Origin of the sequence: Marinobacterium iners DSM 11526 (assembly GCF_900107855.1) — a bacterium.
GTDB lineage: Bacteria > Pseudomonadota > Gammaproteobacteria > Pseudomonadales > Balneatricaceae > Marinobacterium > Marinobacterium iners.
In genome coordinates this window covers 86,720-109,588 of the sequence record NZ_FNRJ01000013.1, presented here as the reverse complement: position 1 = coordinate 109,588, position 22,869 = coordinate 86,720, and the positions used below count along the sequence as shown (strand labels likewise).

General features: G+C 54.8%; 24 protein-coding genes. 12 read left to right on the top strand and 12 right to left on the bottom strand.

What is annotated here, in order from left to right:
* The first annotated feature begins 10 nt into the window (after positions 1 to 10).
* The 6 genes from BLV48_RS13625 to pobA all read left to right on the top strand — a co-directional run bounded on the left by BLV48_RS13625 (position 11) and on the right by pobA (position 6,258).
* The gene (locus BLV48_RS13625) at positions 11 to 1,006 is read left to right on the top strand and encodes an aldo/keto reductase (protein WP_254775044.1); all 996 of its coding nucleotides are present in this window, start codon (positions 11 to 13) and stop codon (positions 1,004 to 1,006) included.
* Positions 1,007 to 1,064: 58 nt separating this feature from the next.
* The gene (locus BLV48_RS13620; protein WP_091827342.1) at positions 1,065 to 2,084 is read left to right on the top strand and encodes a TRAP transporter substrate-binding protein; all 1,020 of its coding nucleotides are present in this window, start codon (positions 1,065 to 1,067) and stop codon (positions 2,082 to 2,084) included.
* 26 nt (positions 2,085 to 2,110) lie between these two features.
* On the top strand, positions 2,111 to 2,623 hold the full coding sequence (locus tag BLV48_RS13615; protein WP_091827341.1) for a TRAP transporter small permease: 513 nt from the start codon (positions 2,111 to 2,113) through the stop codon (positions 2,621 to 2,623).
* A complete protein-coding gene (locus BLV48_RS13610) occupies positions 2,620 to 3,906 on the top strand; it encodes a TRAP transporter large permease (RefSeq protein ID WP_091827340.1) in 1,287 nt (428 codons plus the stop codon). The genes BLV48_RS13615 and BLV48_RS13610 overlap by 4 nt, the downstream gene beginning before the upstream one ends.
* Before the next feature lie 75 nt (positions 3,907 to 3,981).
* Complete coding sequence (locus tag BLV48_RS13605; protein WP_091827339.1) at positions 3,982 to 4,884, top strand: helix-turn-helix domain-containing protein; 903 nt, start codon at positions 3,982 to 3,984, stop codon at positions 4,882 to 4,884.
* A 153-nt stretch (positions 4,885 to 5,037) separates the two neighbouring features.
* Positions 5,038 to 6,258 carry a 4-hydroxybenzoate 3-monooxygenase gene (gene pobA, locus BLV48_RS13600; RefSeq protein WP_091827338.1) on the top strand — a complete coding sequence of 407 codons (1,221 nt, stop codon included), beginning with the start codon at positions 5,038 to 5,040 and terminating at the stop codon, positions 6,256 to 6,258.
* A gap of 124 nt (positions 6,259 to 6,382) precedes the next feature.
* Here the strand turns inward: pobA and BLV48_RS13595 are convergent, their stop codons facing one another.
* On the bottom strand, positions 6,383 to 8,314 hold the full coding sequence (locus BLV48_RS13595) for an FAD-dependent monooxygenase (RefSeq protein WP_091827337.1): 1,932 nt from the start codon (positions 8,312 to 8,314) through the stop codon (positions 6,383 to 6,385).
* 95 nt (positions 8,315 to 8,409) lie between these two features.
* Here BLV48_RS13595 and BLV48_RS13590 point away from each other — a divergent pair, with 95 nt between their 5' ends.
* Positions 8,410 to 9,333, top strand: coding sequence for a LysR family transcriptional regulator (locus tag BLV48_RS13590; protein ID WP_091827336.1), 924 nt, complete (start codon positions 8,410 to 8,412; stop codon positions 9,331 to 9,333).
* 162 nt (positions 9,334 to 9,495) lie between these two features.
* Complete coding sequence (locus BLV48_RS13585; RefSeq protein WP_091827335.1) at positions 9,496 to 10,041, top strand: DUF3087 family protein; 546 nt, start codon at positions 9,496 to 9,498, stop codon at positions 10,039 to 10,041.
* 29 nt (positions 10,042 to 10,070) lie between these two features.
* On the opposite strand, the gene pqqE is transcribed toward BLV48_RS13585, so the two are convergent.
* The 7 genes from pqqE to BLV48_RS13550 all read right to left on the bottom strand — a co-directional run bounded on the left by pqqE (position 10,071) and on the right by BLV48_RS13550 (position 16,332).
* Positions 10,071 to 11,234: a pyrroloquinoline quinone biosynthesis protein PqqE gene (gene pqqE / locus BLV48_RS13580; protein ID WP_217633021.1), complete on the bottom strand. Its 1,164-nt coding sequence runs from the start codon at positions 11,232 to 11,234 to the stop codon at positions 10,071 to 10,073.
* Complete coding sequence (gene pqqD / locus BLV48_RS13575; protein ID WP_091827333.1) at positions 11,227 to 11,505, bottom strand: pyrroloquinoline quinone biosynthesis peptide chaperone PqqD; 279 nt, start codon at positions 11,503 to 11,505, stop codon at positions 11,227 to 11,229. Before pqqD ends, pqqE begins: the two co-directional genes overlap by 8 nt.
* Positions 11,498 to 12,256, bottom strand: coding sequence for a pyrroloquinoline-quinone synthase PqqC (pqqC, locus tag BLV48_RS13570; RefSeq protein ID WP_091827332.1), 759 nt, complete (start codon positions 12,254 to 12,256; stop codon positions 11,498 to 11,500). The genes pqqD and pqqC overlap by 8 nt, the downstream gene beginning before the upstream one ends.
* 11 nt (positions 12,257 to 12,267) lie before the next feature.
* Positions 12,268 to 13,188, bottom strand: a complete 921-nt coding sequence (pqqB, locus tag BLV48_RS13565) for a pyrroloquinoline quinone biosynthesis protein PqqB (RefSeq protein WP_091827331.1) — start codon at positions 13,186 to 13,188, stop codon at positions 12,268 to 12,270.
* Between the two features lie 69 nt (positions 13,189 to 13,257).
* Positions 13,258 to 13,332 carry a pyrroloquinoline quinone precursor peptide PqqA gene (gene pqqA / locus BLV48_RS13560; protein WP_091827356.1) on the bottom strand — a complete coding sequence of 25 codons (75 nt, stop codon included), beginning with the start codon at positions 13,330 to 13,332 and terminating at the stop codon, positions 13,258 to 13,260.
* Positions 13,329 to 15,446 carry a PQQ-dependent dehydrogenase, methanol/ethanol family gene (locus tag BLV48_RS13555; protein WP_091827330.1) on the bottom strand — a complete coding sequence of 706 codons (2,118 nt, stop codon included), beginning with the start codon at positions 15,444 to 15,446 and terminating at the stop codon, positions 13,329 to 13,331. Before BLV48_RS13555 ends, pqqA begins: the two co-directional genes overlap by 4 nt.
* A gap of 10 nt (positions 15,447 to 15,456) precedes the next feature.
* A complete protein-coding gene (locus BLV48_RS13550) occupies positions 15,457 to 16,332 on the bottom strand; it encodes a transporter (protein ID WP_091827329.1) in 876 nt (291 codons plus the stop codon).
* Between the two features lie 512 nt (positions 16,333 to 16,844).
* Between BLV48_RS13550 and BLV48_RS19000 the strand changes: the two genes are divergently transcribed.
* Positions 16,845 to 17,405 (top strand): helix-turn-helix domain-containing protein, encoded by a 561-nt coding sequence (locus tag BLV48_RS19000; RefSeq protein ID WP_175527680.1) that lies wholly within the window; start codon positions 16,845 to 16,847, stop codon positions 17,403 to 17,405.
* Here the strand turns inward: BLV48_RS19000 and BLV48_RS13540 are convergent.
* Positions 17,402 to 18,223: a winged helix-turn-helix domain-containing protein gene (locus BLV48_RS13540; protein ID WP_091827327.1), complete on the bottom strand. Its 822-nt coding sequence runs from the start codon at positions 18,221 to 18,223 to the stop codon at positions 17,402 to 17,404. The two genes, BLV48_RS19000 and BLV48_RS13540, sit on opposite strands and share 4 nt — an antisense overlap.
* A 68-nt stretch (positions 18,224 to 18,291) precedes the next feature.
* Between BLV48_RS13540 and BLV48_RS13535 the strand changes: the two genes are divergently transcribed.
* Positions 18,292 to 18,855, top strand: coding sequence for a Spy/CpxP family protein refolding chaperone (locus tag BLV48_RS13535; RefSeq protein ID WP_091827326.1), 564 nt, complete (start codon positions 18,292 to 18,294; stop codon positions 18,853 to 18,855).
* A 21-nt stretch (positions 18,856 to 18,876) separates the two neighbouring features.
* Here BLV48_RS13535 and BLV48_RS13530 read toward each other — a convergent pair whose 3' ends face one another.
* The 3 genes from BLV48_RS13530 to BLV48_RS13520 all read right to left on the bottom strand — a co-directional run bounded on the left by BLV48_RS13530 (position 18,877) and on the right by BLV48_RS13520 (position 20,827).
* Positions 18,877 to 19,725 carry a pirin family protein gene (locus BLV48_RS13530; RefSeq protein ID WP_091827325.1) on the bottom strand — a complete coding sequence of 283 codons (849 nt, stop codon included), beginning with the start codon at positions 19,723 to 19,725 and terminating at the stop codon, positions 18,877 to 18,879.
* A 118-nt stretch (positions 19,726 to 19,843) separates the two neighbouring features.
* Positions 19,844 to 20,257: an alternative ribosome rescue aminoacyl-tRNA hydrolase ArfB gene (arfB, locus tag BLV48_RS13525; RefSeq protein ID WP_091827324.1), complete on the bottom strand. Its 414-nt coding sequence runs from the start codon at positions 20,255 to 20,257 to the stop codon at positions 19,844 to 19,846.
* Complete coding sequence (locus tag BLV48_RS13520; protein WP_091827323.1) at positions 20,258 to 20,827, bottom strand: NMCC_0638 family (lipo)protein; 570 nt, start codon at positions 20,825 to 20,827, stop codon at positions 20,258 to 20,260.
* Positions 20,828 to 20,973: 146 nt separating this feature from the next.
* Between BLV48_RS13520 and BLV48_RS13515 the strand changes: the two genes are divergently transcribed.
* Both BLV48_RS13515 and BLV48_RS13510 read left to right on the top strand, forming a co-directional pair.
* Positions 20,974 to 21,525: a cytochrome c3 family protein gene (locus BLV48_RS13515; RefSeq protein ID WP_091827322.1), complete on the top strand. Its 552-nt coding sequence runs from the start codon at positions 20,974 to 20,976 to the stop codon at positions 21,523 to 21,525.
* Between the two features lie 10 nt (positions 21,526 to 21,535).
* The gene (locus BLV48_RS13510; RefSeq protein WP_091827321.1) at positions 21,536 to 22,858 is read left to right on the top strand and encodes a multiheme c-type cytochrome; all 1,323 of its coding nucleotides are present in this window, start codon (positions 21,536 to 21,538) and stop codon (positions 22,856 to 22,858) included.
* Positions 22,859 to 22,869: the final 11 nt, after the last annotated feature.

Sequence of the window (22,869 nt, the reverse complement as noted above, 5' to 3'; positions counted from 1 at the left end):
GGGTCACCACATGAGCACAACGCTTAACAGCCACTTCAACCAGCCTGGCATCGGCCTTGGCTGTATGAATCTGTCACACGCTTACGGCACGCCATTGCCTGAAGCGGATGCGATTCAGGCATTATGTCAGGCGTTTGACATGGGGTATCGCCATTTCGATACCGCCACCCTTTATGGTGGCGGGCGCAACGAAACAGTGGTCGGCAAGGCTCTGAAGGATCAGCGTCAATCATTGTTTCTTGCCAGCAAGTGCGGCATGGCGATAGGTCAGGAAAGCGGCAAGAAAGAGATTGACGGCCGACCCGATACCCTGCGTGCCCAGTGCGAAGCCAGTCTGTGTCGCCTGCAAACCGACCACATCGATCTCTATTATCTGCACCGTCTCGACCCCAATACTCCGATCGAAGACAGTATCGGCGCCCTGTCAGACCTGGTACGCGAAGGAAAGATCGGCGCCATCGGTCTGTCTGAGGTCTCCGCAGCTACCCTTAAACGTGCCCAGCGCGTGCACCCGATTGCCGCCCTGCAAACCGAGTACTCACTCTGGTCTCGCAACTCCGAGATTGCGGTTTTGGATGCCTGCCGCGAATCAGGCACTGCCTTTGTCGCTTTCAGTCCTTTGGCGCGCGGGTTCCTGACCAACACCCTGCTGGACGTGGATACGCTGGTCGAAGAGGATATCCGCAACAACATGCCCCGCTTCTACAAGGAGAACTATCCGCAGAACCTGAACCTGCTGGAGGGATATGTTGCAATCGCCAACGAAGTGGGCTGCTCACCGGCACAGTTGGCACTGGCCTGGGTTCGCTCCAAGGGCGACTTTATTGTGCCGATTCCGGGCACCCGTTTTGTTTCACACATGAAAGAAAACCTGGCTGCCGATAGCGTCAGTCTGACTGCAGATGTGGTCGCGCGTCTGGATCAATTGATCAACCAGAATACCGTTCACGGCCCTCGCTACAGTGCTGTACAACAGGTCGAAATCGATACCGAGGAGTTTGTCTGACAAGGCCTCCTCCGACACCCTCTACACAATCAATAACAACATCGCAGAGAGCATAATAATGAAAACAACACTCAAAAAAACCGTTGCTGCTTTAACCGCATCCATTGCCATGACATCAGCTGCACAGGCCGCCGATGTTACACTGCGTTTTGCTCATTTCTGGCCAGCTGTTTCGCCAATTCACAAGGAAGTATTCCAGGGTTGGGCGGATGCCATAGAGGCTGACTCCAATGGCCGCATTGAAGTTGAAATCTATCCCGGCGCCACTCTGTCGAAGCCACCTGCCCAGTATGATGCTGTCATAAACCGTATTGCCGATATGACGGCTACGGTGCAGGGCTATACCGCCAACCGCTTTCCACTGACTCAGGTTGTCGAGCTGCCGGGGGTCGTCAAGACCGCTGAGCAGGGGTCCTGTGTCATTCAGTCACTCTATGAGGAAGGGCTGATTGCCGATGAGTACAAGGATACCCGTCCACTGTTTCTGTTCACCCATGGTCAGGGGCATCTGCACCTGAAAGGCAAGGAGGTACGTGAACCCGCTGATCTCGCGGGCTTGCGTATCCGTCGCCCCACTTTGGTAGTCGGGTCAATGCTGGAAGGGCTTGAAGCTCAGCCCGTAGGCATGCCTGCACCGAATTCCTATGAGTCCATGCAACGCGGTGTAATCAACGGAGTGTCTCTGCCCTGGGAAGGCGTGAACTCTTTCCGCATCAACGAACTGGCAGACTCTCACACCGAAATCGGACTGTATAGCCTGTCGTTTATGGTGACCATGAACAAGTCCGTTTACAACAGCATGCCTGATGACCTCAAACAGGTTATCGATAAGCACTCCGGCCTGGAGCTGGCCAAGCAGTCCGGCAAGATCTTTGATCAGGTTGACAAGTTGGGCCGTGCCGAAGCTGTTGAGTTGGGCCACACCATGATCACTATTGAAGGCGGTGCAGAAAACCCAGTATGGAAGCCGGTTTTGGATGCTACCACTGAAAACTACCTGCAAGAGCTCGAAGACAAAGGAATGCCGGCGCGCAATGTTTACAAGCGTGCCCTCGAACTTTCCGAGCAGTGCCTCTAAACCCTGCGTTCAGGTAGGAGTTTGTAATGTCTGGATTTGCCCGTCTGGTTGATGCCATCTGTCGAGGCATGCTGTGGATCAGTGCCATGATGCTGACCGCAATGATGCTGGTTGTACTGGCTGATGTTATCACCCGCGCACTGTTCAGGCTCACTGACGGCAGTTTCGATCTCACCTTCAATGGTGGGATCGAACTGGTCCGCTTTGCGCTGTTGTTTGCCATTCTATACGCCTTGCCCTGGTGCGTTGATCGTTCACAGGTAGTGGTTGACCTGTTCACAGAAAACCTCTCCGATCGTTCTAAGGCAGTGCTCGACACTCTGTGCTTTGCCGGCTACACACTATTGGCACTGGGCATGAGCATCCGCTTCTGGCATGCGGTCGAATCATCGCACCTAAGCGGCGAAACCACTCAGGATCTGATGTTTCCGATGTCCTACATTTTTGTTACTACCCTGATCGGCACAGCCATGCTGGCATTGCGCTCACTTATGCTGACCGGCTCACAAATCGGTAAGGTAATGGAGTGTAAAGCATGAGCAGCTCCACTATAGGTTTTATCTGTATCGGCCTTATGCTGTTCATGCTGGCGATCCGCATTCCTATTGCCTTGACCATGGCTATTGCAGGATTTGTAGGCTTCGCATGGATCATCGCCTTTGACCCAGCCATGGCCATCCTCGAAAGCGCTCCTTTCGAAACATTAACCAATTACAACTTCAGCCCCATCCCAATGTTCATTCTAATGGGTGTGCTGGCCTCCCGCTCGAACATGTCGAATCAGCTGTTCTCGGGGGCCCGGTCACTGTTTGGCGCATGGCGCGGCGGTATTTCGCTGGCAGCACTGATGTCCTGCGGTATCTTTTCGGCCATATCCGGCTCCTCTGTCGCTACGGCGGCCAGTATGTCTCGTGTGGCACTGCCCGAAATGCGTAAGCACGGTTACGCCGACTCGCTGGCAACCGGCACGCTGGCCGCCGGCGGCACACTGGGCATCATGATTCCTCCTTCTATCGCCCTGCTGCTGTATGCGTTGATTACCGAGCAGTCTGTGGGTGACATGTTTATGGCAGGCCTGATTCCAGGCCTTCTGGGGCTTGTGCTGTACTGCGTCACCGTTACCGTTTTGGTGCGTCTAAAACCTAAACTGGCTCAGCCGGGCGAAGCAACCTCCCTGGTGCAAAAGCTGGCAGGACTCAAGGGTCTACTGCCATTTACCAGTGTGTTCGTTATTATCATCGGTGGGATCTATCTTGGCCTTTTCACCCCCACTGAGGCTGCTGCAATAGGTGCGTTCTGTACTCTGATGATTGCCATTCAGCGCGGCATGCGCTGGACTGGTTTTGTCGATGCATTGAAAGAAACACTTGTCACCTCCGCCATGATCTTCTTCATGATTCTGGGCGCAGAAATTTTCGGCTTTTTCCTGAGTGTATCGCGCATCTCGTTTGAGTTGGTGGAGTATGTAGATGCTCTGAACCTTTCTCCCTTTATGGTGTTGTTCGCCGTTCTTGTGCTGTTCATGCTGCTCGGTTGTGTTATGGACAGTATCGCCATGCTGCTGCTGACCGTTCCTGTTGTATTCCCGCTGATACAGGCAGCTGGCTTTGATCCGGTATGGTTCGGTGTGGTTGCTGTCATCACCGTTGAGCTGGGGTTAATCACTCCCCCAGTTGGGATGAATGTGTTCGTAATCAAGGCCTTTGCCAAGGATGTGTCGATCGGATCCATATACAAAGGGGTAATGCCGTTTGTGCTGTCAGATCTCGTTCGCCTTGCCTTGATCATAGCCTTCCCTGTGCTGGCTCTGGGGCTGGTGTAACAGAGCACCCTGGGCTTGAGGCTACCAATAACGGCCTCAAGCCCTTCTTGTACTTTCAACCGGAGGCCTCACGTCATGCATACGGCTTCGTCTCGCCTATCGGGCATATCGACCTATTCACTCTACAGCGAGGCGCCCTCTCTCAAAGATCCCGAGTTTTTCCATATCGAGGATATCAAGTCCCGTGCGCGCCTTTTCAACTGGAACATCGGAATTCACAGCCACCCGCGCATGTTCCAACTGGTTTACGTGCACAGCGGTGCTGTTCGCGCTCACCTTGACGGCCAGGAGCATGCCTTTGAAGGCCCCTGTCTCTTTACCATTCCTCCATCGGTCGCACATGGCTTTGAGTTTGAGCATGATGTTACAACCGGCTTTGTAATTACATTATCGCGTCTGTTAATAAGCGAAGACCGTATGGGGCGAAGCTTAAACCTTCAGGAAGAGCTGATGCGCTCTGCACACGCAATACTGTTATGCGATCACCAGGCAGATCAACTGTTTATTGACCAAACACTTGAACAACTCGTGTATGAATACAGTCATAACCAGCCGGGCAAACAGCAGTTGTTCGAGTGTCTGCTATTCTCGATCTTGATCAAGATGGGGCGTCATTTACATGCCAACCGTCGTCAACGCAGTGTTAGCCAATATGAAACCCGTTATCAGCAACTGTGTGAACTGATCGAAAAGCACTACCGGGAACACCAGTCCTGTCAGTTTTATGCAGAGGCTTTATGTACAACCACTATTGGTCTTAACCGGGCATGCAAGGCGGTTGCCGGCAAGAGCGCCGGTGACTTGATTCAGGATCGCTTAGCGCTTGAAGCCCAGCGCATGCTGATCTATTCATCGGCACCTGTGTCATTGATAGCCTATGAGCTGGGCTTTTCTGACCCAGCCTACTTTTCGCGCTTTTTCAAACGCCGTATCGGCACCACTCCATCCGTGTTCCGTGAGCACCGCGAACAAAGCTGAAGCGAACCCGCCCACACATTGCGATGCTAACTCAGTGTTTGAAATGTACCTGCAAGCGTCGACTTTCTCCATTCATCGAGAGTGCTCTGTATTGAATCATAGTGACTGGGTGAACACCCCTTTCAACATGATCAAATATTATAAGAGAACGCCATGAAAACACTTCAGACTCAGGTAGCTATAATTGGTGCGGGCCCTTCCGGCCTGCTGCTCGGACAACTTCTGGCGCGCAAGGGAATCAGCAATATCATCGTAGAACGTGTAACTGGCGATTACGTCCTTGGCCGTATTCGTGCTGGCATTCTGGAACAGGGATTTGTCGACCTGGTACGTGAAGCAGGTGTAGCCGAACGGATGGATAGTGAAGGCCATGCGCATGAAGGTGTTGAACTGGTTGTCAACGGCGCACGCACCCGTATAAATCTGAAAGAATTGACCGGCGGTGATGTGGTCGTCTGCTACGGTCAGGTCGAAATTACGCAGGACCTGATGGACGCACGGCAGGCTGCAAAACTGGACACCTACTACGAAGCCAGCGACGTTCAGCCCCATGATGTAAAGGGAGACAAGCCTTTCATTACCTTTACCCACGACGGTGAAGAATATCGTCTGGACTGTGACTTCATCGCTGGCTGTGATGGCTTTCATGGCGTGTCACGTCAGACCATTCCCGAAGATGTGCGCACCGAACATGAACGTGTATACCCGTTCGGTTGGCTGGGATTGCTGTCCGATACCCCACCTTGCCATGATGAATTGATCTACGCCAAGAGCGAACGAGGTTTTGCACTGGCCAGCCAACGCTCCGAGACCCGTTCACGCTACTACCTGCAGGTACCGTTGACCGACAAAATCGAGGACTGGTCTGACGAAGCTTTCTGGGATGAGTTGAAGAAGCGCCTGCCAGACGAAATTGCCGCCAACGTAGTCACCGGCCCCAGCATCGAGAAAAGCATCGCCCCTCTGCGCTCTTTCGTCTGCGAACCCATGCAGTATGGCAACCTGTTTTTGGTAGGTGATGCTGCTCACATCGTCCCGCCCACCGGTGCCAAGGGTCTGAACCTGGCGGCATCCGATGTAGCCACACTCTATAAAATTCTGACACGCGTGTACGAGACCGGTGACCGCCGTTTCATCGAGCAGTACTCTGAAATAGCACTGCGCCGTGTGTGGCATGGGGAGCGTTTCAGCTGGTGGATGACTAACATGATGCACAACTTCGGTGACGAAGTGAGCAACAACGGTGTTGATGGCCTGATGTTCACACGCTTTATGGAATCCGAGTTTGATTACTACCTGAACTCCGAGAACGGTCGCAGGGTTATTGCCGAACAGTACGTAGGCCTGCCCTACGAAGAGCTGAAAGAGTATTAATAACAACGAGCGCATATCTGAAAGCATGCCTTTCAGAACTTATTTTTCATGAAAAAGGGGGGCAGGATAGTAATGCTATCCTGCCCCCCTTTTTCAATTACCGGCAAGGGTCCTATTGCTGAAATCAGGCCTCCAGCAACACATTGCTGAAGAAATCACAGAACCCCTTGTAATCATCCAGTGGCAGTACCTCCGCCACATATTGATCCGGGCGTACAATCACTACACACCCCTGCTTTTTGTCGATACCGCGCATATCGTAGATGTTCTTGCCACCTCCGGACGATTCCGGACGGCTGTCGACACAGAATACCTTTTCGAAGTCGCGCAGACCGTACTTGCCCTTGCGCGGTGACAGCACTGGGTGCAAGGTGTCGGTTTCAACCGCCTGATGGTGTTGCTGGAATACGGCACGTACGTCAATGACGGAATCCGCGTCGGCACCGGCCGGTGTGTACTTCTTCAGCGGCGAATTGACATCGTTGGCCAGGAACTCGCACAGCGCCCTGACGCCGCACTGATCGGACATCGGTTCAGCATTGCCGGCAAAGGCGTACACGCGGTAGGCACCATCGGCCAGATGGCAGTGCCCCAGTTGCATCGGCTTGGCGTCACCCTGACGCACCACCGGTGCAGAGTGGAAACGCTTGCCCACAGTCAGACCGGTTGCCAATGATTGATGCGCACCTTCGCTGACCATGATCGACGGACGGTACTGAATGGAAACACCGGCGGTGTACTCACCAAACAGCTGGAAGTAGCGCTGGAACTCGGCCGGATCAACACCGTCCGGGTTCTCGGCCGACTTCGGCTTGGCGCTAAACATGCGTGAAAACTCGCGGTCGAAATCGATCAATGCCTGACCGTACTCGCGACGCTCGTCGGAATAGGTTTTGAGGATATTTTCATTGGCCAGACCGGTCAGCACGTGCGCCAGTTTCCAGCCCAGATTCCAGGTATCCATTACCGAGGTGTTCAGACCCTGACCCGCTTTCGGGCTGTGGGTGTGGCAGGCATCGCCGGCCAGGAACACACGCGGCATGTGGCCTTCGTCGGAATCGTCAAACGCGGTGGTGATGCGCTGACCGATTTCGTACACGCTCCACCAGGCAACTTCTTTCACGTCCAGGGTGTAGGGCTTCATCACACGGTTGGCAGCGGCAATAAGCACATCAGCTGTCATCTGATCACGGGCTACACGCTGGTTTTCGTTCAGCTTGTCCAGCTCGATATACAGACGCACCATGTAACCACCCTCACGCGGGATGATCAGCATGTTGCCTTCGTTGTTGGAGTGAATCAGTGACTTGAGACGGATATCCGGGAAATCGGTGTTGAGCAGTACATCCATCACGCCCCAGGCCTGGTTAAGCGCATCGCCGACCAGTTCCTTGCCAATGGCGGTACGCACGCTGGAGCGAGCACCATCACAGCCGACCACGTACTTGGCCTTGACGGTTTCCACCACTTGGCTGTACTGGGAGAAGTTCACCAGACGCTCGACTGTCGCGGTTACCGGATACTCACCGCCGTTGTGATCAATCTCCAGATCCAAAAGGCGACGCTGATAATGCGGCTCAACCTTGCTCGGGCTCTGGCGCATCACATCCAGGAACATGTCGTGCACGCGTGCCTGGTTGATGATCAGATGCGGCATTTCAGACAGATCATCGGCCACATCCTGTACCTTGCTGCTGCGAGCGATCTGATCCGGATTGTCGGCATCCGGTTTCCAGAACGCGGCCTCATTGACCTGATAGGCTTCCTGGATGATCTGATTGGCAAACCCGTAAGCCTGGAACATCTCTACGGTACGGCAGGCGATACCATCAGCCTGACCGACCAGCAGACGATCATCTTTCTGGTCAATAATGGCAATATCGAGGCCGAACCTGGACAGTTGAGCCGCCAGATTCAGACCGGCAGGGCCACAACCCACGATCAGGACATCAACCTGATCCGGCAGCGGGCGCTTGATCGGCGGCGCCACGACTGCATCCTGCGGATCATTGAAACGAGGGTCGCCTGGATGAAAACCATTAAGATGAAACTGCATTGGATGTTCTCCTCTATTTATTGTGCGAATCACTTTAAACAGATTCATCTATCAGCAAAAATAGGTTTTTAACACCAGACTAAAAGAAAACGCATATGAACCCCAATTTGCTGCAGCAACTGGCGATAGTCGTCAAACAGGGCTCTATCAGCCGCGCCTGCGAACAGCTGTACATTACCCAACCTACCCTGACACGCAGCATCAAACAGCTGGAAATGAAAGTGGGCGCCCCTTTACTCATCCGCACCCGCTACGGCGTCGAACCCACTGAGATAGGTGCACGGCTGGCTCAGATTGGCGAGCGCATACTGGCGGAGTCAGAACATGGTAAAGAGGTAATCAGGCAGTGGCACAGTGGTTACCACCACGAGTTCGTCATCGGCATCGATCCTTTGCTTGAGTTCGCGGCGGTCAGTCGACTGACATCCGAGCTACTGCGTGAGAATCGGTTTGTGTTTCATCTGCGCACCGCTTCCGCAGCAGCTCAGATCGAGATGTTACAGGAGGGCAAGCTTGACTTTCTGATTTCACACGCCCACCTGTCGGTGGCACAAAGCGCACTACAGCGCGAAATTCTGTTTCGCGACCGTACTGGCATCTTTGCCGGAAAGCTGTCAAAGCTGATAGGACGCCAACTGCCGGTCTCTCGTGAAGAAATGGCACAGCACCGCTGGATGATCGCCGGTGCAAGTGCTGGTTTTCTCGATACCCAACGTGCACTGACAGAACCACAGGCCGCAAGAATGGCACTGACCGGAAGTATCCGCTCGCTGCTGCACCTGCTCAACACCACCGATCTGCTGGTGCGCCTGCCAGCACGACTGACGTTGATGACCGGTGAGGTAGCACCGGAACAGATGATCAAGGTAGAAGGCCAACCCGGCCCCCGGCGCGACCTGGCACTCTGGTCACGAGCCGAGCAGGAGGGACGCCCGGAAATGCTCAGGGTTCAGGAGCTACTGAGCCGGCTGATCACTGAGCTGGACCACGATACACCCTGCTACGGGCTGGACCTTTAACATCATTAATTATCACAGCGTGTTCCATCGAGTTGTGCAGTTCACAGTATTGCCCACACCAATATCCTGGCGCAGATCCAGGTACCTTTATCATTTTGCTGCCGCTTTGCCACTCGAACGATTCCTGTTACCCTCAGCACGATATTTCTGCGCGAGCCTACCATGTCTGCCCCCTTTACCCTTGAACCCCGCAACCCCGAGCAGTTCCGTCAGGAAACCCGCAAGAGCAACCTGATAGTGATGGGCACTTTTGCCGTCACCGCCATGATCCTCGCCACGCTCAGCGTGAAAATTTTTGGCAGCCCTGAAGGGGGTAACTTCCGCTGGAATCTGGCCGGCGTGATTGCCGGTGTCGTTGTGACCAGTGCGATTTTCAGGCTGGTTTATCTGCAACAGCCCTGGATGGAATCAGCCCGCTACAACTGGCAACTCAAGCGTTGCCTGATGAGCCTGACCAACATCATGCACCAGCTTAATGCGGGCGTTGAGGCACAAGATCCGGTGGCAATGAAAGCGATGCGTTTCTATCACCAGGGTCTGGAGCAGATGTATCGGCTCGAAAACCACGAAAGCGCCTTGGCCGATCTGCTGCCAGAGAGCCGAGCACACGCAACCCGACTTGAAGCGCTGGGTATCGACACCGATCAAAGCACCTTTGATCCCGAGTGGGTCGAACAGCTGAAAGCGGCCTATAAGAAAAAGCCCTGATGCTGGGCTGATGTCATTCAGTTGCCTTTTCACCCACGCGCAAACACCCGTGAGTTGCGCTCGTTGCGGAAGGTGATCGGCGTATCCTCACCGCTCTGCTCGGCGGCGGCACGGGCATCGAGGATCGTCTGGTGATGCGGTGATTTGCTGCACACCGGGTCCGCTGCGTTCATATCACCGGCCAGCATATAGGCCTGGCAGCGACAGCCGCCCAGATCGTTTTCCTTTTCGTTACAGGAGCGGCAAGGCTCTTGCATCCAGTCATCGCCGCGGAAGTGGTTAAACCCGAACGACTCGTGCCAGATATGCTGCAGGGTATTGTCCTTCACATTGGGGAACTCGATCGGCAGCATGCGAGCACTGTGACATGGCAGTGCAGTGCCGTCCGGCGTCACGGTGAGGAAGATTTCGCCCCAGCCGTTCATGCACTTCTTCGGCCGCTCTTCGTAGTAATCCGGCGTCACGAAGATCAGTTTGATCGGGTTACCTTCAGCGGCGAGCTTGTCACGGTATTCGTTGGTGATGCGCTCGGCCCGTTCCAGCTGTGCTTGCGTCGGCAGCAGGGCTTCCTTGTTTTCGTAGGCCCAGCCGTAGTACTGGCAGGTGGCCAGTTCGACAAAGTCGGCTTCCAGTTCCACACACAACTCAATGATGCGGTCGATCCGGTCGATGTTGTGCTTGTGGGTGACGAAGTTGAGCACCATGGGATAGCCCTGGGCCTTCACTTCACGGGCCATTTTCAGCTTCTGCTCAAACGCCTTGCTGGAGCCGGCCAGCATGTTGTTGACGGTTTCGTCCGAGGCCTGGAAGCTGATCTGGATATGGTCCAGCCCTGCTTCACGGAAGGCGGCGATGCGGTCCGCGTTGAGGCCGATGCCGGAGGTGATCAGGTTGGTGTAGTAGCCCAGCGAACGTGCCTCGGCGATCAGCTGTTCCAGATCCCGCCGTACCAGCGGCTCGCCACCGGAGAAGCCCAGCTGCGCCGCGCCCATCTTGCGGGCCTGACGGAACACGTCGATCCACTGATCGGTGGTGAGTTCTTCGCCATGGGCGGCAAAGTCCAGCGGGTTGCTGCAGTAGGGGCACTGCAGCGGGCATTTGTAAGTCAGTTCCGCCAGCAGCCAGAGCGGTTGGCTTTGGTGTTGGGGTGTCTGCTGTTGTGTGGACGCGTGTTCAGACTTGAGCTCAGACATAGCCGATCCAGTTCTGCTCATGGGCGATGGCTAGGAACTCCAGTACATCCGGCCCCAGTTCACCGGCGTCGGGGAAGCGGGTTTCCAGTGCCTGGATGATGGCGGCGCAGTCCTGCTCGCCATTCACTTCACTGAGGATGGCGCCGGCGCTGTCGTTGAGTTTGATCATCCCTTCCGGGTACAGCAGCACATGGCAGTTCTGCGCCTCTTCCCACTGGAAGCGGAACATGGCGTTCAGCTTTGGGATTTGGTCCAGCGCCGGTTTAGTCATTGAACAGGCCTCGGTGGTAGATCTTCTCTTGTGTGACCGTGTGGTATGGCGGGCGTTCCAGTTCGTACGCCATGGTCATGGCATCGAGCATACTCCAAAGCACATCCAGCTTGAACTGCAGGACCTCCAGCATCCGCTCCTGCTGCTCGCGGGTGGTGTAGTGATCCAGGGTGATCTGCAGGCCGTGTTCCACATCGCGGCGTGCTTCGGTGAGGCGGTTGCGGAAGTACTGGTAGCCCTCGGCCTTGATCCACGGATAGTGCGTGGGCCAGGTGTCGAGACGGGACTGGTGGATGTGCGGGGCAAAGAGTTCGGTCAGCGAGGAGCTGGCCGCTTCCTGCCAGGTGGCGCGGCGGGCGAAGTTGACGTAGGCATCCACCGCAAAGCGCACACCGGGCAGTACATGCTCGTGGGACAGGATCTCTTCGCGTGTGAGGCCTACGGCTTCGCCCAGCTGCAGCCAGGCTTCGATGCCACCGACGGCACCGTCGTACCCGTCATGGTCCATGATCCGCTGCAGCCACTGGCGGCGTACGTCGCGGTGCGGGCAGTTGGCCAGAATGGCGGCATCCTTGAGCGGGATGTTGACCTGATAGTAGAAGCGGTTGGCGACCCAGCCGCGGATCTGTTCCGGGGTGGAGTGACCGGCATACATGGCCACATGGTAGGGGTGGTGAATGTGGTAGAGATCGCCTTTGGCGCGCAGGGCCTGTTCGAATTCGCTGCGGCTCATGGGTTCACGGTTGCTCATGTCGGATCTCCTCAGAGTTCAATGCTCATGCCGTCAAAGGCGACCTCGATGCCGTGTTCGTTCAGCACGCCCCGCTCGGGGGAGTCTTCGATCAGGATCGGGTTGGTGTTGTTAATGTGGATCAGCACCTTGCGCGGTTTATCCAGCGTATCCAGGTAGGCGATCATGCCCTCTTCCCCTGATTGGGGCAGGTGCCCCATGTGCACGCCCAGCTTGTCACCGACGCCGGCGTGGATCATCTCGTCCTCGCGCCAGAGGGTGCCATCCACCAGCAGACAGTCGGCGTCTTCCATAATCGGGCGCAGATGGTCTTCGATCCGGCCAAGACCCGGTGCATAGAACAGGGAACGCCCGGTGGCGTCATCCTTCAGCAGCATACCGATGTTGTCACCGGGGTGCGGGTCGTTGCGGTGCGGCGAGTACGGCGGCGCGCTGGAGCGCAGCGGCACGGCCGTCAGAGTAATGCCCGGCACTTCGGCAATGGTAAATTCGTTGTAGGTGTCGGTGCTGGGGATCTGGTTCCACTTCAGGCCACCGTTCCAGTGCTCCAGCATGTTGAATACCGGGAAGCCGGTGCTCAGGTCCTGCTTCACCATGTCGGTGCAGTAGACCTGATGCGGGCAGCCTTCACGCAGCATCAGCAGGCCGGTGGTGTGGTCGATCTGGCTGTCCATCAGTACGACCGCCGCAATGCCGGTATCGCGTTTGCCCTGCTTGGGCTGCAGGGGCTCGAAGCTTTCCAGCTGAGCGCGGATATCCGGTGAGGCGTTGAACAGGATCCAGTCACGTCCGTTGAGACTGGCCGCGATGGAGGATTGGGTACGGGCCTTGGCATTGAGGGTGCCGTTGCGCAGGCCTTTGCAGTTGTCGCAGTTGCAGTTCCATTGCGGAAAGCCGCCCCCGGCGGCGGAGCCCAGTATCTGTATTTTCATTATTGTGTGTATCCGCTGGGGTAAAAAAGGATCGGTAAGCAAAAGCGGCCCCGAAGGGCCGCCGTGTGCTCAGCGGTTGGCGAAGTACATGGTGACTTCGAAGCCGATGCGCAGATCAGTGTAGGCAGGTTTGGTCCACTTCATTTGGTTTCTCCCTTGTTGCGTTGTTCAAGCTCTTGCAGAGTTTGGTGTGCACGATGAATCACATAGGATTTGATCGCCTGTGCATCCGTCGCATCGATCACATCATCAAACGGCACCATGCCCCTGTTTTTATAAAGGCCATCCAGCACGATGGCTTCCCAGTTCTGGAAGGTCCAGTCCGATGCATAACGCAGGTCCGGTATCACACCACCACTGACGGCAGAGTCACCGTGACAGGTAGTGCAGTACGTCTGGTACTGCTTCTGGCCGAATTGCACGGTTTCAGCATCAGCCGTTGCCGGTGGGGGTGTCAGTGGCTTGTTAACCTGTTTGAACTCAGGCAGCTGTGCCTTGCCACCCAGACCAAACACCAGCAGACGGTTGGTTTTGGTCGCCAGAGATTCGGACAGAAGCTCACCACCGACCACCAGCGGTACGGCACCACCCCAGCCTGCCATGATGGCAACATACTGCTTGCCGTTGACGCTGTAGCTCACAGGGGCAGCCACAATGCCGGTCTGGGCGAACCAGGACCATTTTTCCTCACCGGTCTGAGCGTCGAACGCCTTGAAATTGCCCTTGCCGTCGCCCTGGAACACCAGACCGCCGGAGGTGCTCAGCGTACCGCCGTTCCAAGGAACGGGCTGATCCACACCCCAGGCTTCTTTCTGCGCAATCGGGTCCCAGGCAACCAAACGGCCCTTGGTAGCGGCCTTGATGGCAGACTTGATAGCCGGATCCTGCGGCATGGCAGCCGCATTCAGGTCGGCACCCAAGTTGACCTTCTTCTCGCCCGGATCAAAGTTGGTGTCCGGCACGTACGGGAAGCCCATTTCACGTGTCGGGAAGTACACCAGTCCGGTTTCGGGGTTGAAGCTCATCGGCTGCCAGTTGTGGCCACCGAAAGGTGAAGGTGCTGCGATCCAGGGCTTACCGGTGGTGCCGTAGCGTGCTTCAGGTACGATCTGGGGGCGACCGTTTTCGTCGAAGCCGGTCATCCAGTTCACATTGACGTAGTTTTTGGCAGAGATGAACTTGCCCGTCACACGGTCCAGAACGTAGAAATTACCGTTTTTCGGCGCCTGCATCAGTACCTTGCGCAGCTGCCCATCAATCTCCAGATCCGCCAGGATCATGTGCTGGGTGGCGGTGTAATCCCACTCTTCGCCGGGTGTTGTCTGATAATGCCAAACGTATTCACCCGTATCCGGGCGCACCGCGACGATGGAAGACAGGAACAGGTTGTCACCCTCGCCATTGCTGCGAATTTCACGGTTCCAGGGCGAGCCGTTGCCAACCCCCACATACAGAAGATCCAGTTCCGGGTCATAGGCCATGGAGTCCCAGGCGGTACCGCCGCCGCCCAGTTTCCACCACTCTCCGCTCCAGGTAGAGGATACTTCCTTAAGGATCGGACTGGTCTCTTTGGCAGGATCGTCCGGAACCGTGTAAAAACGCCAGACCTGATCACCGGTCTCGGCATCGTAGGCGGAGAAGTAGCCGCGCACACCGAACTCGCCACCGCCGTTACCGATCAGCACCTTTCCTTTCACCACGCGCGGCGCGCCGGTGATGGAGTAATACTTGTCCGGATCGGTGGTCTGGACGGTCCAGACCGGTTTGCCGGTATCGCGATCCATTGCAATCAGGCGACCATCCAGCGTCCCCATATAGAGGTTGTTGCCCCAAGCAGCCAGGCCTCGGTTGACGGCATCACAGCACAGTTTGATCCCGACCGCTCGATCCACTTCCGGATCAAAGTCCCACAACAACTCACCACTGACTGCATCGAACGCATACACATGGTTCCAGTTGCCGGTAGTGTAAAGTACGCCATCAATCACCAGAGGCGTCGCTTCCAGTCCACGGGTAGATTCGAACTCGTGGTACCAGCTCAACCCAAGCTGGTCGACGGTTTCAGTATTGATCTGCTGCAAAGGACTGAAACGCTGCTCACGGTAATCACGCCCATGGGTCAGCCAGCTGCCCGTTTCCGAGGCGGCTTTAACCAAGCGATCGGCGGTAACCGGTGCAGCAAACACAGGCTGAAATGAAGCCCCTGCCAATACCGCAACCAAGGGCAGTGCATGTAATACAGAATGAATACTGCGCATAGTCACCTCCTCAGAACGGGATCGCCAGGCGCAGGGTCACGCCATCTGTTTCAAAACCGTTTTCCACACTAAGGTCACGGGTATATTCAGCCTGCAACTGGAAGTCCTGACCCACCCAATGGGTGTAGCCAATGCTCATGGTGTCGGTATCCATCTCATTATCCAGTGACACACCGTCAACAGACTCTTCGCCACCAATCTGCTTTACATAGCGGCCCCAGACATAGCGCCCCGGCCCCACATCGTAGGACAACATGGTGTTGAAGCGGTAGACTTCATCCTTGGAGAGAGTGGAGTTGCCAAGATAGTCATCGTTATCACCGTACCACTCCACCTCACCGACCACGTCCAGATACAGCTTATCAGTGAGACCCTTGGTATAACCGGCCTCCAAAACGTAGCTCCAGCGGTTGGCGCCCACATTCACGGCCTTGTTGGAGTCATATTCACCGGTCGGCATATAGATGAACGGGGTTATGCCGAACCACTGCTTGTTCTCGTTATCTGCCAACGGCCAGAAGGTTGAGCCGAAAAAGATATCGCCCACACCCTGACTGTCCTGTCCTGCCATACCCACATCAACATCGACTACGGGTACGATGATCTGAGGATCAGCTGGCATGCCCAGCAGCTCGGTATAATGGATGAAACGCTGAATCAGGGCGTTGGCCTCAAAGCCCGCGTTATTGGCTACAGTGTTGCCATCCGCATTTACCTTATCGGCACTGCGGTGGTCCAGATAGGTCACTGACAGATTAACCCCTGAAGGCGCAGGGATATAATCACGAGGATGAACCGTCTCAGCGATGGCCATAACCTGTTGGGAAACGAACAGCGAGCTGGCCAAAACAGCGCCGGACAACAGTGTTTTCTTATAATGAGTCATGCTTTCACTCCAGTATGTTGACTGAAGCAGATTAATGAGTCCTTAAGGCCGCTTAAATATTCTGTTTCCAACCTGTTTGTAACAACTTGAAACGCAATGTAACAAAGTATTTACATTTGATTAAGCCTGAAACATGGTATAGCATTGCATCAATAAAACAATGAAAATAAGCCATGACAAAAGATCGTATAATATCTCCCAAAGGGCGACTTGAGCTTATTCCTTTCAGCCCTACCAAAACCAATTACACTCATTCTTCAGGAAAAATTCTGATTGAAGAATACTCACCCCTGCCTCGCGTTGATCTTACTATTCCCGAGATGGACCATCATGTTCTTATTTTAAATAACCAGCCACCTGCATGCGAAGTGCTGTATAACTGCTCGGGTGAGCGCTACAGGGGCGTCTGGCAGAATAATGACTTTGCACTCGTTCCGGCTTTCAGTGAAAACGAATGGGTAATCGATGAAAAGAACTCAACTTGTATCCACTTCCTAATTCCAACAACAGAAATGAAGCTTTTTGCAGAAGAGGAAGCTGAAATAAATGGTGGTAATATCGAGATGGATCTTTTCTTCAATCGACAGGACGAAGTATTGAAAAGCCTTTCGACACTGCTTTACCATGAAATGCAGCAGAGTTATTACCACGGTACAACCTACGTTGAAAGCCTGGAAAAGGCGCTGATTTCACACCTGATACAGCACTATACGAACACCTCTCTGGCATTGACCAACACCCCTGACATCCCATCCCACCGCTACACCAGGGTGACTGAATATATTGATGCCCACCTGGGGCAGAAAATCACATTGAACGAACTGGCAGCCCTCTGTCACTGCACACCTCATCACTTCTCGCGTGCATTCAAGCGCGATATGGGCGTCACCCCCCACCGCTTCATTATCAGGCGCAGGGTGAACGCTGCCATAAAGCTGATTCGATCACAGGGAAGAAGTGGGTTGTCGCTGTCCGCCATTGCTGATCTGTGTGGCTTTACCGATCAGAGCCACATGACCCGACATATCAAGCAGGAAACCGGAGCGACCCCGATGGAGATCAGGCGCAGTTAGTTAAGTATCAGCGTGTAGCCAACCCCTCTCACATTTTCAATTGCAGGCCCCTGATATTGCTTTTCTTTTCTAAATCGGCATCTCAGCCTTGAAACCAATACATCGATTGACTTATCAGTTGGATCCCACTCTCTTTTAAAAACATATCTAGAGATCTCACTTCGCGTAATAATATCACCCTGCCTTTTCAACAACAGCTCCAAAAACCTGTACTCTTTCTGGCTAATTCTGAAAGACCGTCTATCGGGTGATACAACAACACTCATATTCTTCTGGAAAACCCAGTTTCCAAATCGAATATTATTTTTTTCATCATGATTGCCAAAGCGATCTATCCAGCGCTTTGCCGATCGAATCTGCAAGCAGAAAAAGGTATCGTATTCCAGACCTTCGTGAAAATCATCCACTCCTGCATTACGCAATATATATTCATCAGCCCTGCTCAGATTATTGGCTGCAAGTATAATTGGCACACTGGAACATGAACGTATTCCAAGAACAGATTCCATACTATCCTTATAACCTGCAGAAGATATCAGAATAACAAGGCTTTCTCGGGTATCCAAAAGCGCCTGATATTTTTTCAACAGGATACTATCAACCTTACCCGTTATTACACACTCAGGCCGGACGCAAAAATCAGTTTCGATCTGATCGCAAATAGCCATCGCAGGCACATCTGAAAATATAATGATTTTCATACATTCACCAGATCTTATAGTTATAGTCATGGCAAATTTACCCTTGATACGCTCTCTCTGTATTGCACAATCTTGATCGGTTTTAGTAGATTTCTGCAGCTCCTCCTGCTTGCGCATGACCCAGCCTGTGCCATGCTTGGAACACGCGATATTCAACGCTGAACAAACTACGCAAGGAGATCGTCATGAGCACGCATACGATGGCCCGCTCACTGCTGGGCCTGGCATTGGGTCTGGGCCTCAGTGCATCGGTTTCAGCTCAGGGTTACATGGGGATGGGCGCTGGTCCACACATGCAGGGGCAGGGACCGGGCATGATGGGCGGTTATGGTCCCATGATGGGATATGGCATGGGAATGAGCATGATGCATGGTGGCCCGATGATGGGCGGTATGGGCATGATGCCCTGTCCGATGATGGGGGGCCTTCAGGGAGGTGCCGGATATGCCGTCGAGCTGAACGAAGCGCAACAGAAACAGATGAGCAAAATACAGGAGCAGCTCTGGCAACAGCAACAATCCCACATGCAGGAGATGCAGGCCCACCAGCAGGAAATGATGAAGCTTTACCAGGACGGTCAGCCAGACAGCAAACAGTTGCTGCAGGCACACAAGCAGATGCAGGAACGTCAGCTGAAACTGTTTGAAGCACGCCTCAAGGCACAGGACGAGATGAATAAAGTGCTGACCGAAGAGCAGCGCCAGCAGATGTGGCAGCTGCAGCGTCAAATGTTCCGTCCGTGGCAGTAACACCCGTTTTGTCAACGGGCGCTAGACCAGCGTCCCGTTGCGATAGTCATTGATCGCCTGATCAATCTCTTCCGGCGTATTCATGACGAAGGGGCCGTATTGTGCAATCGGCTCGTTAATCGGTTGCGCCGCCAGCAGTAACAGCGCTGCCCCTTCCGGACCCGTCTGCAGCTGGATCAGCTCACCTTCACCCAGCTCGGCCGCCTCATGCAGATTCAACCCTGCATCGTACAGCTGTGCGCTACCTTCAAACAGATACACGAATCCGGCTCTGTCATCCTGCAGGGGCACACTGAACGTGGTATTGGCCGGCAACCTCAAATCCAGCATCAAAGGAGCTCGACTGATGCCGCTGACGGGACCCGAATAGATCTGTCCGTTCAGCGTAATATCGCCCGCGATCAGTTTCACACGCACCCCTGTCTGCGAGTCCTCAATATTGGTGATCTCCTCGGCTGCAAATTCCTGGTATCGCGCCGGAATCATTTTTTCGGCTGCCGGCAGATTGATCCAGAGCTGAAAACCGCGCATCAGGCCCTCCTGCTGCTCCGGCATCTCTTCATGGATAACGCCACGTCCAGCGGTCATCCATTGCACGCCTCCGCTGCCCAGTACAGCCTCATTACCCAGATGGTCTCGATGGCGCATCTGCCCATCAAGCATGTAGGTGACGGTCTCGAAACCGCGATGAGGGTGAGCCGGGAAGCCGGCAATGTAGTCGTCCGGGTTATCGGAGAAAAAACAGTCCAGCATCAGAAAAGGATCGATACGCTGGCCGGGAGACTGGCCTACACTGCGCAGCAGACTTACACCGGCACCGTCACGGCTGGGGTGGGCTGTGATACGGCGCTTAATGGTACGGTCGGTCATCTCAAGACTCCTCGTGCACGGGGCAACGCTGATATGAATGGAATGACCCCATTATTGTATCTACCATGCAGATAAGGAATAGTAAAAAACAGCGATTAAAGATCAGTTTTGTTGATGATCAGGAATCAACCTTCCCACGCATCGACTTGATATTGCCGCGCTGCTTTTTCTTCTCGATCCGCTTGCGCTGTGAACTTCGAGTGGGTCGTGTCGGGCGTCGCGCTTTCTCCACCCGCGTCACACTGCGAACCAGCTCGACCAGCCGTTGCAGCGCATCTTCACGATTCTGTTCCTGAGTTCGGTACTGCTGCGCCTTGATCACGACCACCCCATCCTGAGTGATGCGGCTGTCGTTGGATGCCAGCAGCCTCTCCTTGTAGAACTCGGGCAGAGACGAGGTATGGATATCAAAACGCAGATGGATCGCACTGGCGACCTTGTTCACATTCTGACCGCCAGCCCCCTGAGATCGAATCGCATTGAGCTCGACTTCACTGTCGGCAATACTGACGGCATTGGATATCTGTAACACTTAACGCTCCTGCTGTTCAGTACGAATTACCGCCAGCGAGACAATGGCCTGAATGGCCGCGTCAGATTCACGGGCCGTCGTCAGAGTCAATTGCAGTTGCTGCAGCGCTGCTGGAGCCGCCCAACGCCAGGCTCGCGTGTATGCCTCTCCGTTGAGTGGAGTATATGTCGATTCATCCAGCACCTGCTGTACTTCCAGCGGCTCCGGTGCCGTTTTGGCCAAAGTGGCAAACCAGCGGCCGGTACTGTCCGGATCAGCTCTGCGCGCCATCACCGCACAGAGATTGTCGCCGGCCGGAAGTGTGAGCACAAACTGGCCGAACTGACCTTCATAGGGCACCGGCCAGGCATCACCTTCACGCCCCTGCAAAAAAGGGGCTGCCTGTTGCACAGACAGTTTGGGCAGCCCCTGCTCTATCAGATTCGCCCTCAACGCACCATAGTCATCAAAATGCTTCAGGCAGAACGACATGTACACTTTCTGCAGAAACAGGGCGCGCTCTTCAGCATGAGCTGTAGTCGGTATCAGCATCAGGAGGGTTAGCAGCGCCGAAGGCAATTTCAATGTCACGGGTGTAATCCTTGCTTAAATGTTTGACACCAGTTTGAACGCTGGCAACAGGTCAGGCAAGCCGCATAAATCTGACAACCCTGATGTTATCAACTAGGCTGCAGGGCATAACAATAAAACATGCATTCTGCAGGGATATTAGCGCCATGTTCTGGATCAAGGTACTGCTGATACTGACACTGGCCGGGCTTGGCATCGTGGTCAGCTGGGCGGTGACGGATACCGCGCTCAACATGACATCTGACCAGCAGTTCTGTGGCAGCTGTCACAGCATGAAACCGATGCAAGCCTCCTTCCTGCGCGATCCCCATGGTGGCCGCTCCACCACTGGCGTGCAGGCATACTGCTCCGACTGCCACCTGCCCCATGACAACTATGTGAGCTACCTGTTTCAAAAAGCCCGCAGCGGTGCCTGGGATGTATGGATGGAGTTTGTCATCGGTGCCGAGGACGTGGACTGGCACGCCAAACGGTTACGCGCCAACGAATATGTCTACGATTCCGGCTGCCTGAAATGCCACAACAACCTGCAGTCCGGCTCTGAGCTCGACAACGCCCAATTCGTCGCTCACAAACCTTACTTTCTCGGCACTATTCAGGACCAGTGTGTCGATTGCCACCGCGTCGGTCATACCGACCTGGAACGCTTCCTGCCCCCGCCCCCGCAACTCTCGCCCATGCCCGCGACTGAAGGATGAGGAAACTGTCATGAGACTGATCAGAATACGCTGGTTACTGCTGCTGAGCCTGATACTCGGTCCTGCCCCCCTGCTTGCTGAAGAGGGCGGTGGCATCGACATGAATCCGGTACGCAGCATCGTATTCAGCAAAAGCCTGACCGAGCTGGACCAGAAGTGTGTCAGCTGCCACCAGGATGAGCACCCCGGTGTTGTGGCCGACTGGAAGAAGAGTCGCCATAGCCATGTCGGTGTGGGCTGTAATGACTGCCACGCTGCCAACAGGGGAGATGTGGATGCCCAGCTGCATGCCGAGGAAGGTCTCAGCAACGTCTATATCACACCGCTGGTCTCGCCCGACACCTGCGGTCGCTGCCATGCCCAGGAGCAGGATGAGTTTAACCACAGCGGTCACTTCCGCGCCTATCGTCAGATCATTCCAAAGAACAGTCTGCACGCGCTGGTTAAGTTCCATGAAGGTCGTGATAACCCCGAACTTGGCAATGCACCGGATGAAACCGGTTGTATGCAGTGCCACGGCACCGAGATCAAACTGATGGCCGATGGCAAGCCTGACCCGTCAACCTGGCCCAACTCAGGTATGGGCAACATCTATCCGGACGGGGCAACCGGCAACTGCGGTGCCTGCCACACCCGCCACCGTTTCTCGCTGGCTGAAGCGCGCAAGCCAGCCGCCTGCGCCAGTTGCCACATGGGGCCTGACCATCCCGATATTGAAGTATTCGAGAACAGCAAGCACGGCCAGATATACGCGACAGAAGGCCATGAGTGGACCTGGGACAGCCCCGCCGATGGCTGGGAGCCCGGTGACTATCGCGCCCCCACCTGTGCCACCTGCCACATGAGCGGTATTGGCAAACTCGGCTCCACCCACAACATTACCGAACGCTTGTACTGGAACCTCTGGGATGAGCGTTCCGAGAAGCGCAACTCCACTGACGTGATGAGTCCGTTGCTGGGAGATGGGGATCGCGGTCGCAAGCTGATGATGCAGGTCTGCAGCTCCTGTCACGGTGAGTCACACACCAAGGGCTTCTTCGCTCAGGGTGACAAGGCCGTCATGCTCTACAACGTGGAATATTATGACCCTGCCAAGAAGATGCTGGAGGATCTGAGAGCCAAGGGACTGCTTAAAGAGAATCCATGGACCGATGAGTTCCAGATTACTTTTTACCACCTCTGGCATCACGAAGGCCGTCGCGCCCGTCATGGAGCCATGATGGCAGGCCCGGACTACGCTCATTGGCACGGTTTCTTCGAGCTGCAGCAGGACATGTACAAGCTGGAAGCACTGTATGAGAAACGGATCAAAAGTGGAAAAATAGAGGACTGACCCTCAAGCGG

Bases quoted from the DNA above. Each gene is read 5' to 3' on its own strand.
- BLV48_RS13625 (WP_254775044.1), top strand. From the start codon at position 11: ATGAGCACAACGCTTAACAGCCACTTCAACCAGCCTGGCATCGGCCTT.
- BLV48_RS13620 (WP_091827342.1), top strand. From the start codon at position 1,065: ATGAAAACAACACTCAAAAAAACCGTTGCTGCTTTAACCGCATCCATT.
- BLV48_RS13615 (WP_091827341.1), top strand. From the start codon at position 2,111: ATGTCTGGATTTGCCCGTCTGGTTGATGCCATCTGTCGAGGCATGCTG.
- BLV48_RS13610 (WP_091827340.1), top strand. From the start codon at position 2,620: ATGAGCAGCTCCACTATAGGTTTTATCTGTATCGGCCTTATGCTGTTC.
- BLV48_RS13605 (WP_091827339.1), top strand. From the start codon at position 3,982: ATGCATACGGCTTCGTCTCGCCTATCGGGCATATCGACCTATTCACTC.
- pobA (WP_091827338.1), top strand. From the start codon at position 5,038: ATGAAAACACTTCAGACTCAGGTAGCTATAATTGGTGCGGGCCCTTCC.
- BLV48_RS13595 (WP_091827337.1), bottom strand. From the start codon at position 8,314: ATGCAGTTTCATCTTAATGGTTTTCATCCAGGCGACCCTCGTTTCAAT.
- BLV48_RS13590 (WP_091827336.1), top strand. From the start codon at position 8,410: ATGAACCCCAATTTGCTGCAGCAACTGGCGATAGTCGTCAAACAGGGC.
- BLV48_RS13585 (WP_091827335.1), top strand. From the start codon at position 9,496: ATGTCTGCCCCCTTTACCCTTGAACCCCGCAACCCCGAGCAGTTCCGT.
- pqqE (WP_217633021.1), bottom strand. From the start codon at position 11,234: ATGTCTGAGCTCAAGTCTGAACACGCGTCCACACAACAGCAGACACCC.
- pqqD (WP_091827333.1), bottom strand. From the start codon at position 11,505: ATGACTAAACCGGCGCTGGACCAAATCCCAAAGCTGAACGCCATGTTC.
- pqqC (WP_091827332.1), bottom strand. From the start codon at position 12,256: ATGAGCAACCGTGAACCCATGAGCCGCAGCGAATTCGAACAGGCCCTG.
- pqqB (WP_091827331.1), bottom strand. From the start codon at position 13,188: ATGAAAATACAGATACTGGGCTCCGCCGCCGGGGGCGGCTTTCCGCAA.
- BLV48_RS13555 (WP_091827330.1), bottom strand. From the start codon at position 15,446: ATGCGCAGTATTCATTCTGTATTACATGCACTGCCCTTGGTTGCGGTA.
- BLV48_RS13550 (WP_091827329.1), bottom strand. From the start codon at position 16,332: ATGACTCATTATAAGAAAACACTGTTGTCCGGCGCTGTTTTGGCCAGC.
- BLV48_RS19000 (WP_175527680.1), top strand. From the start codon at position 16,845: ATGAAGCTTTTTGCAGAAGAGGAAGCTGAAATAAATGGTGGTAATATC.
- BLV48_RS13540 (WP_091827327.1), bottom strand. From the start codon at position 18,223: ATGCGCAAGCAGGAGGAGCTGCAGAAATCTACTAAAACCGATCAAGAT.
- BLV48_RS13535 (WP_091827326.1), top strand. From the start codon at position 18,292: ATGAGCACGCATACGATGGCCCGCTCACTGCTGGGCCTGGCATTGGGT.
- BLV48_RS13530 (WP_091827325.1), bottom strand. From the start codon at position 19,725: ATGACCGACCGTACCATTAAGCGCCGTATCACAGCCCACCCCAGCCGT.
- BLV48_RS13515 (WP_091827322.1), top strand. From the start codon at position 20,974: ATGTTCTGGATCAAGGTACTGCTGATACTGACACTGGCCGGGCTTGGC.
- BLV48_RS13510 (WP_091827321.1), top strand. From the start codon at position 21,536: ATGAGACTGATCAGAATACGCTGGTTACTGCTGCTGAGCCTGATACTC.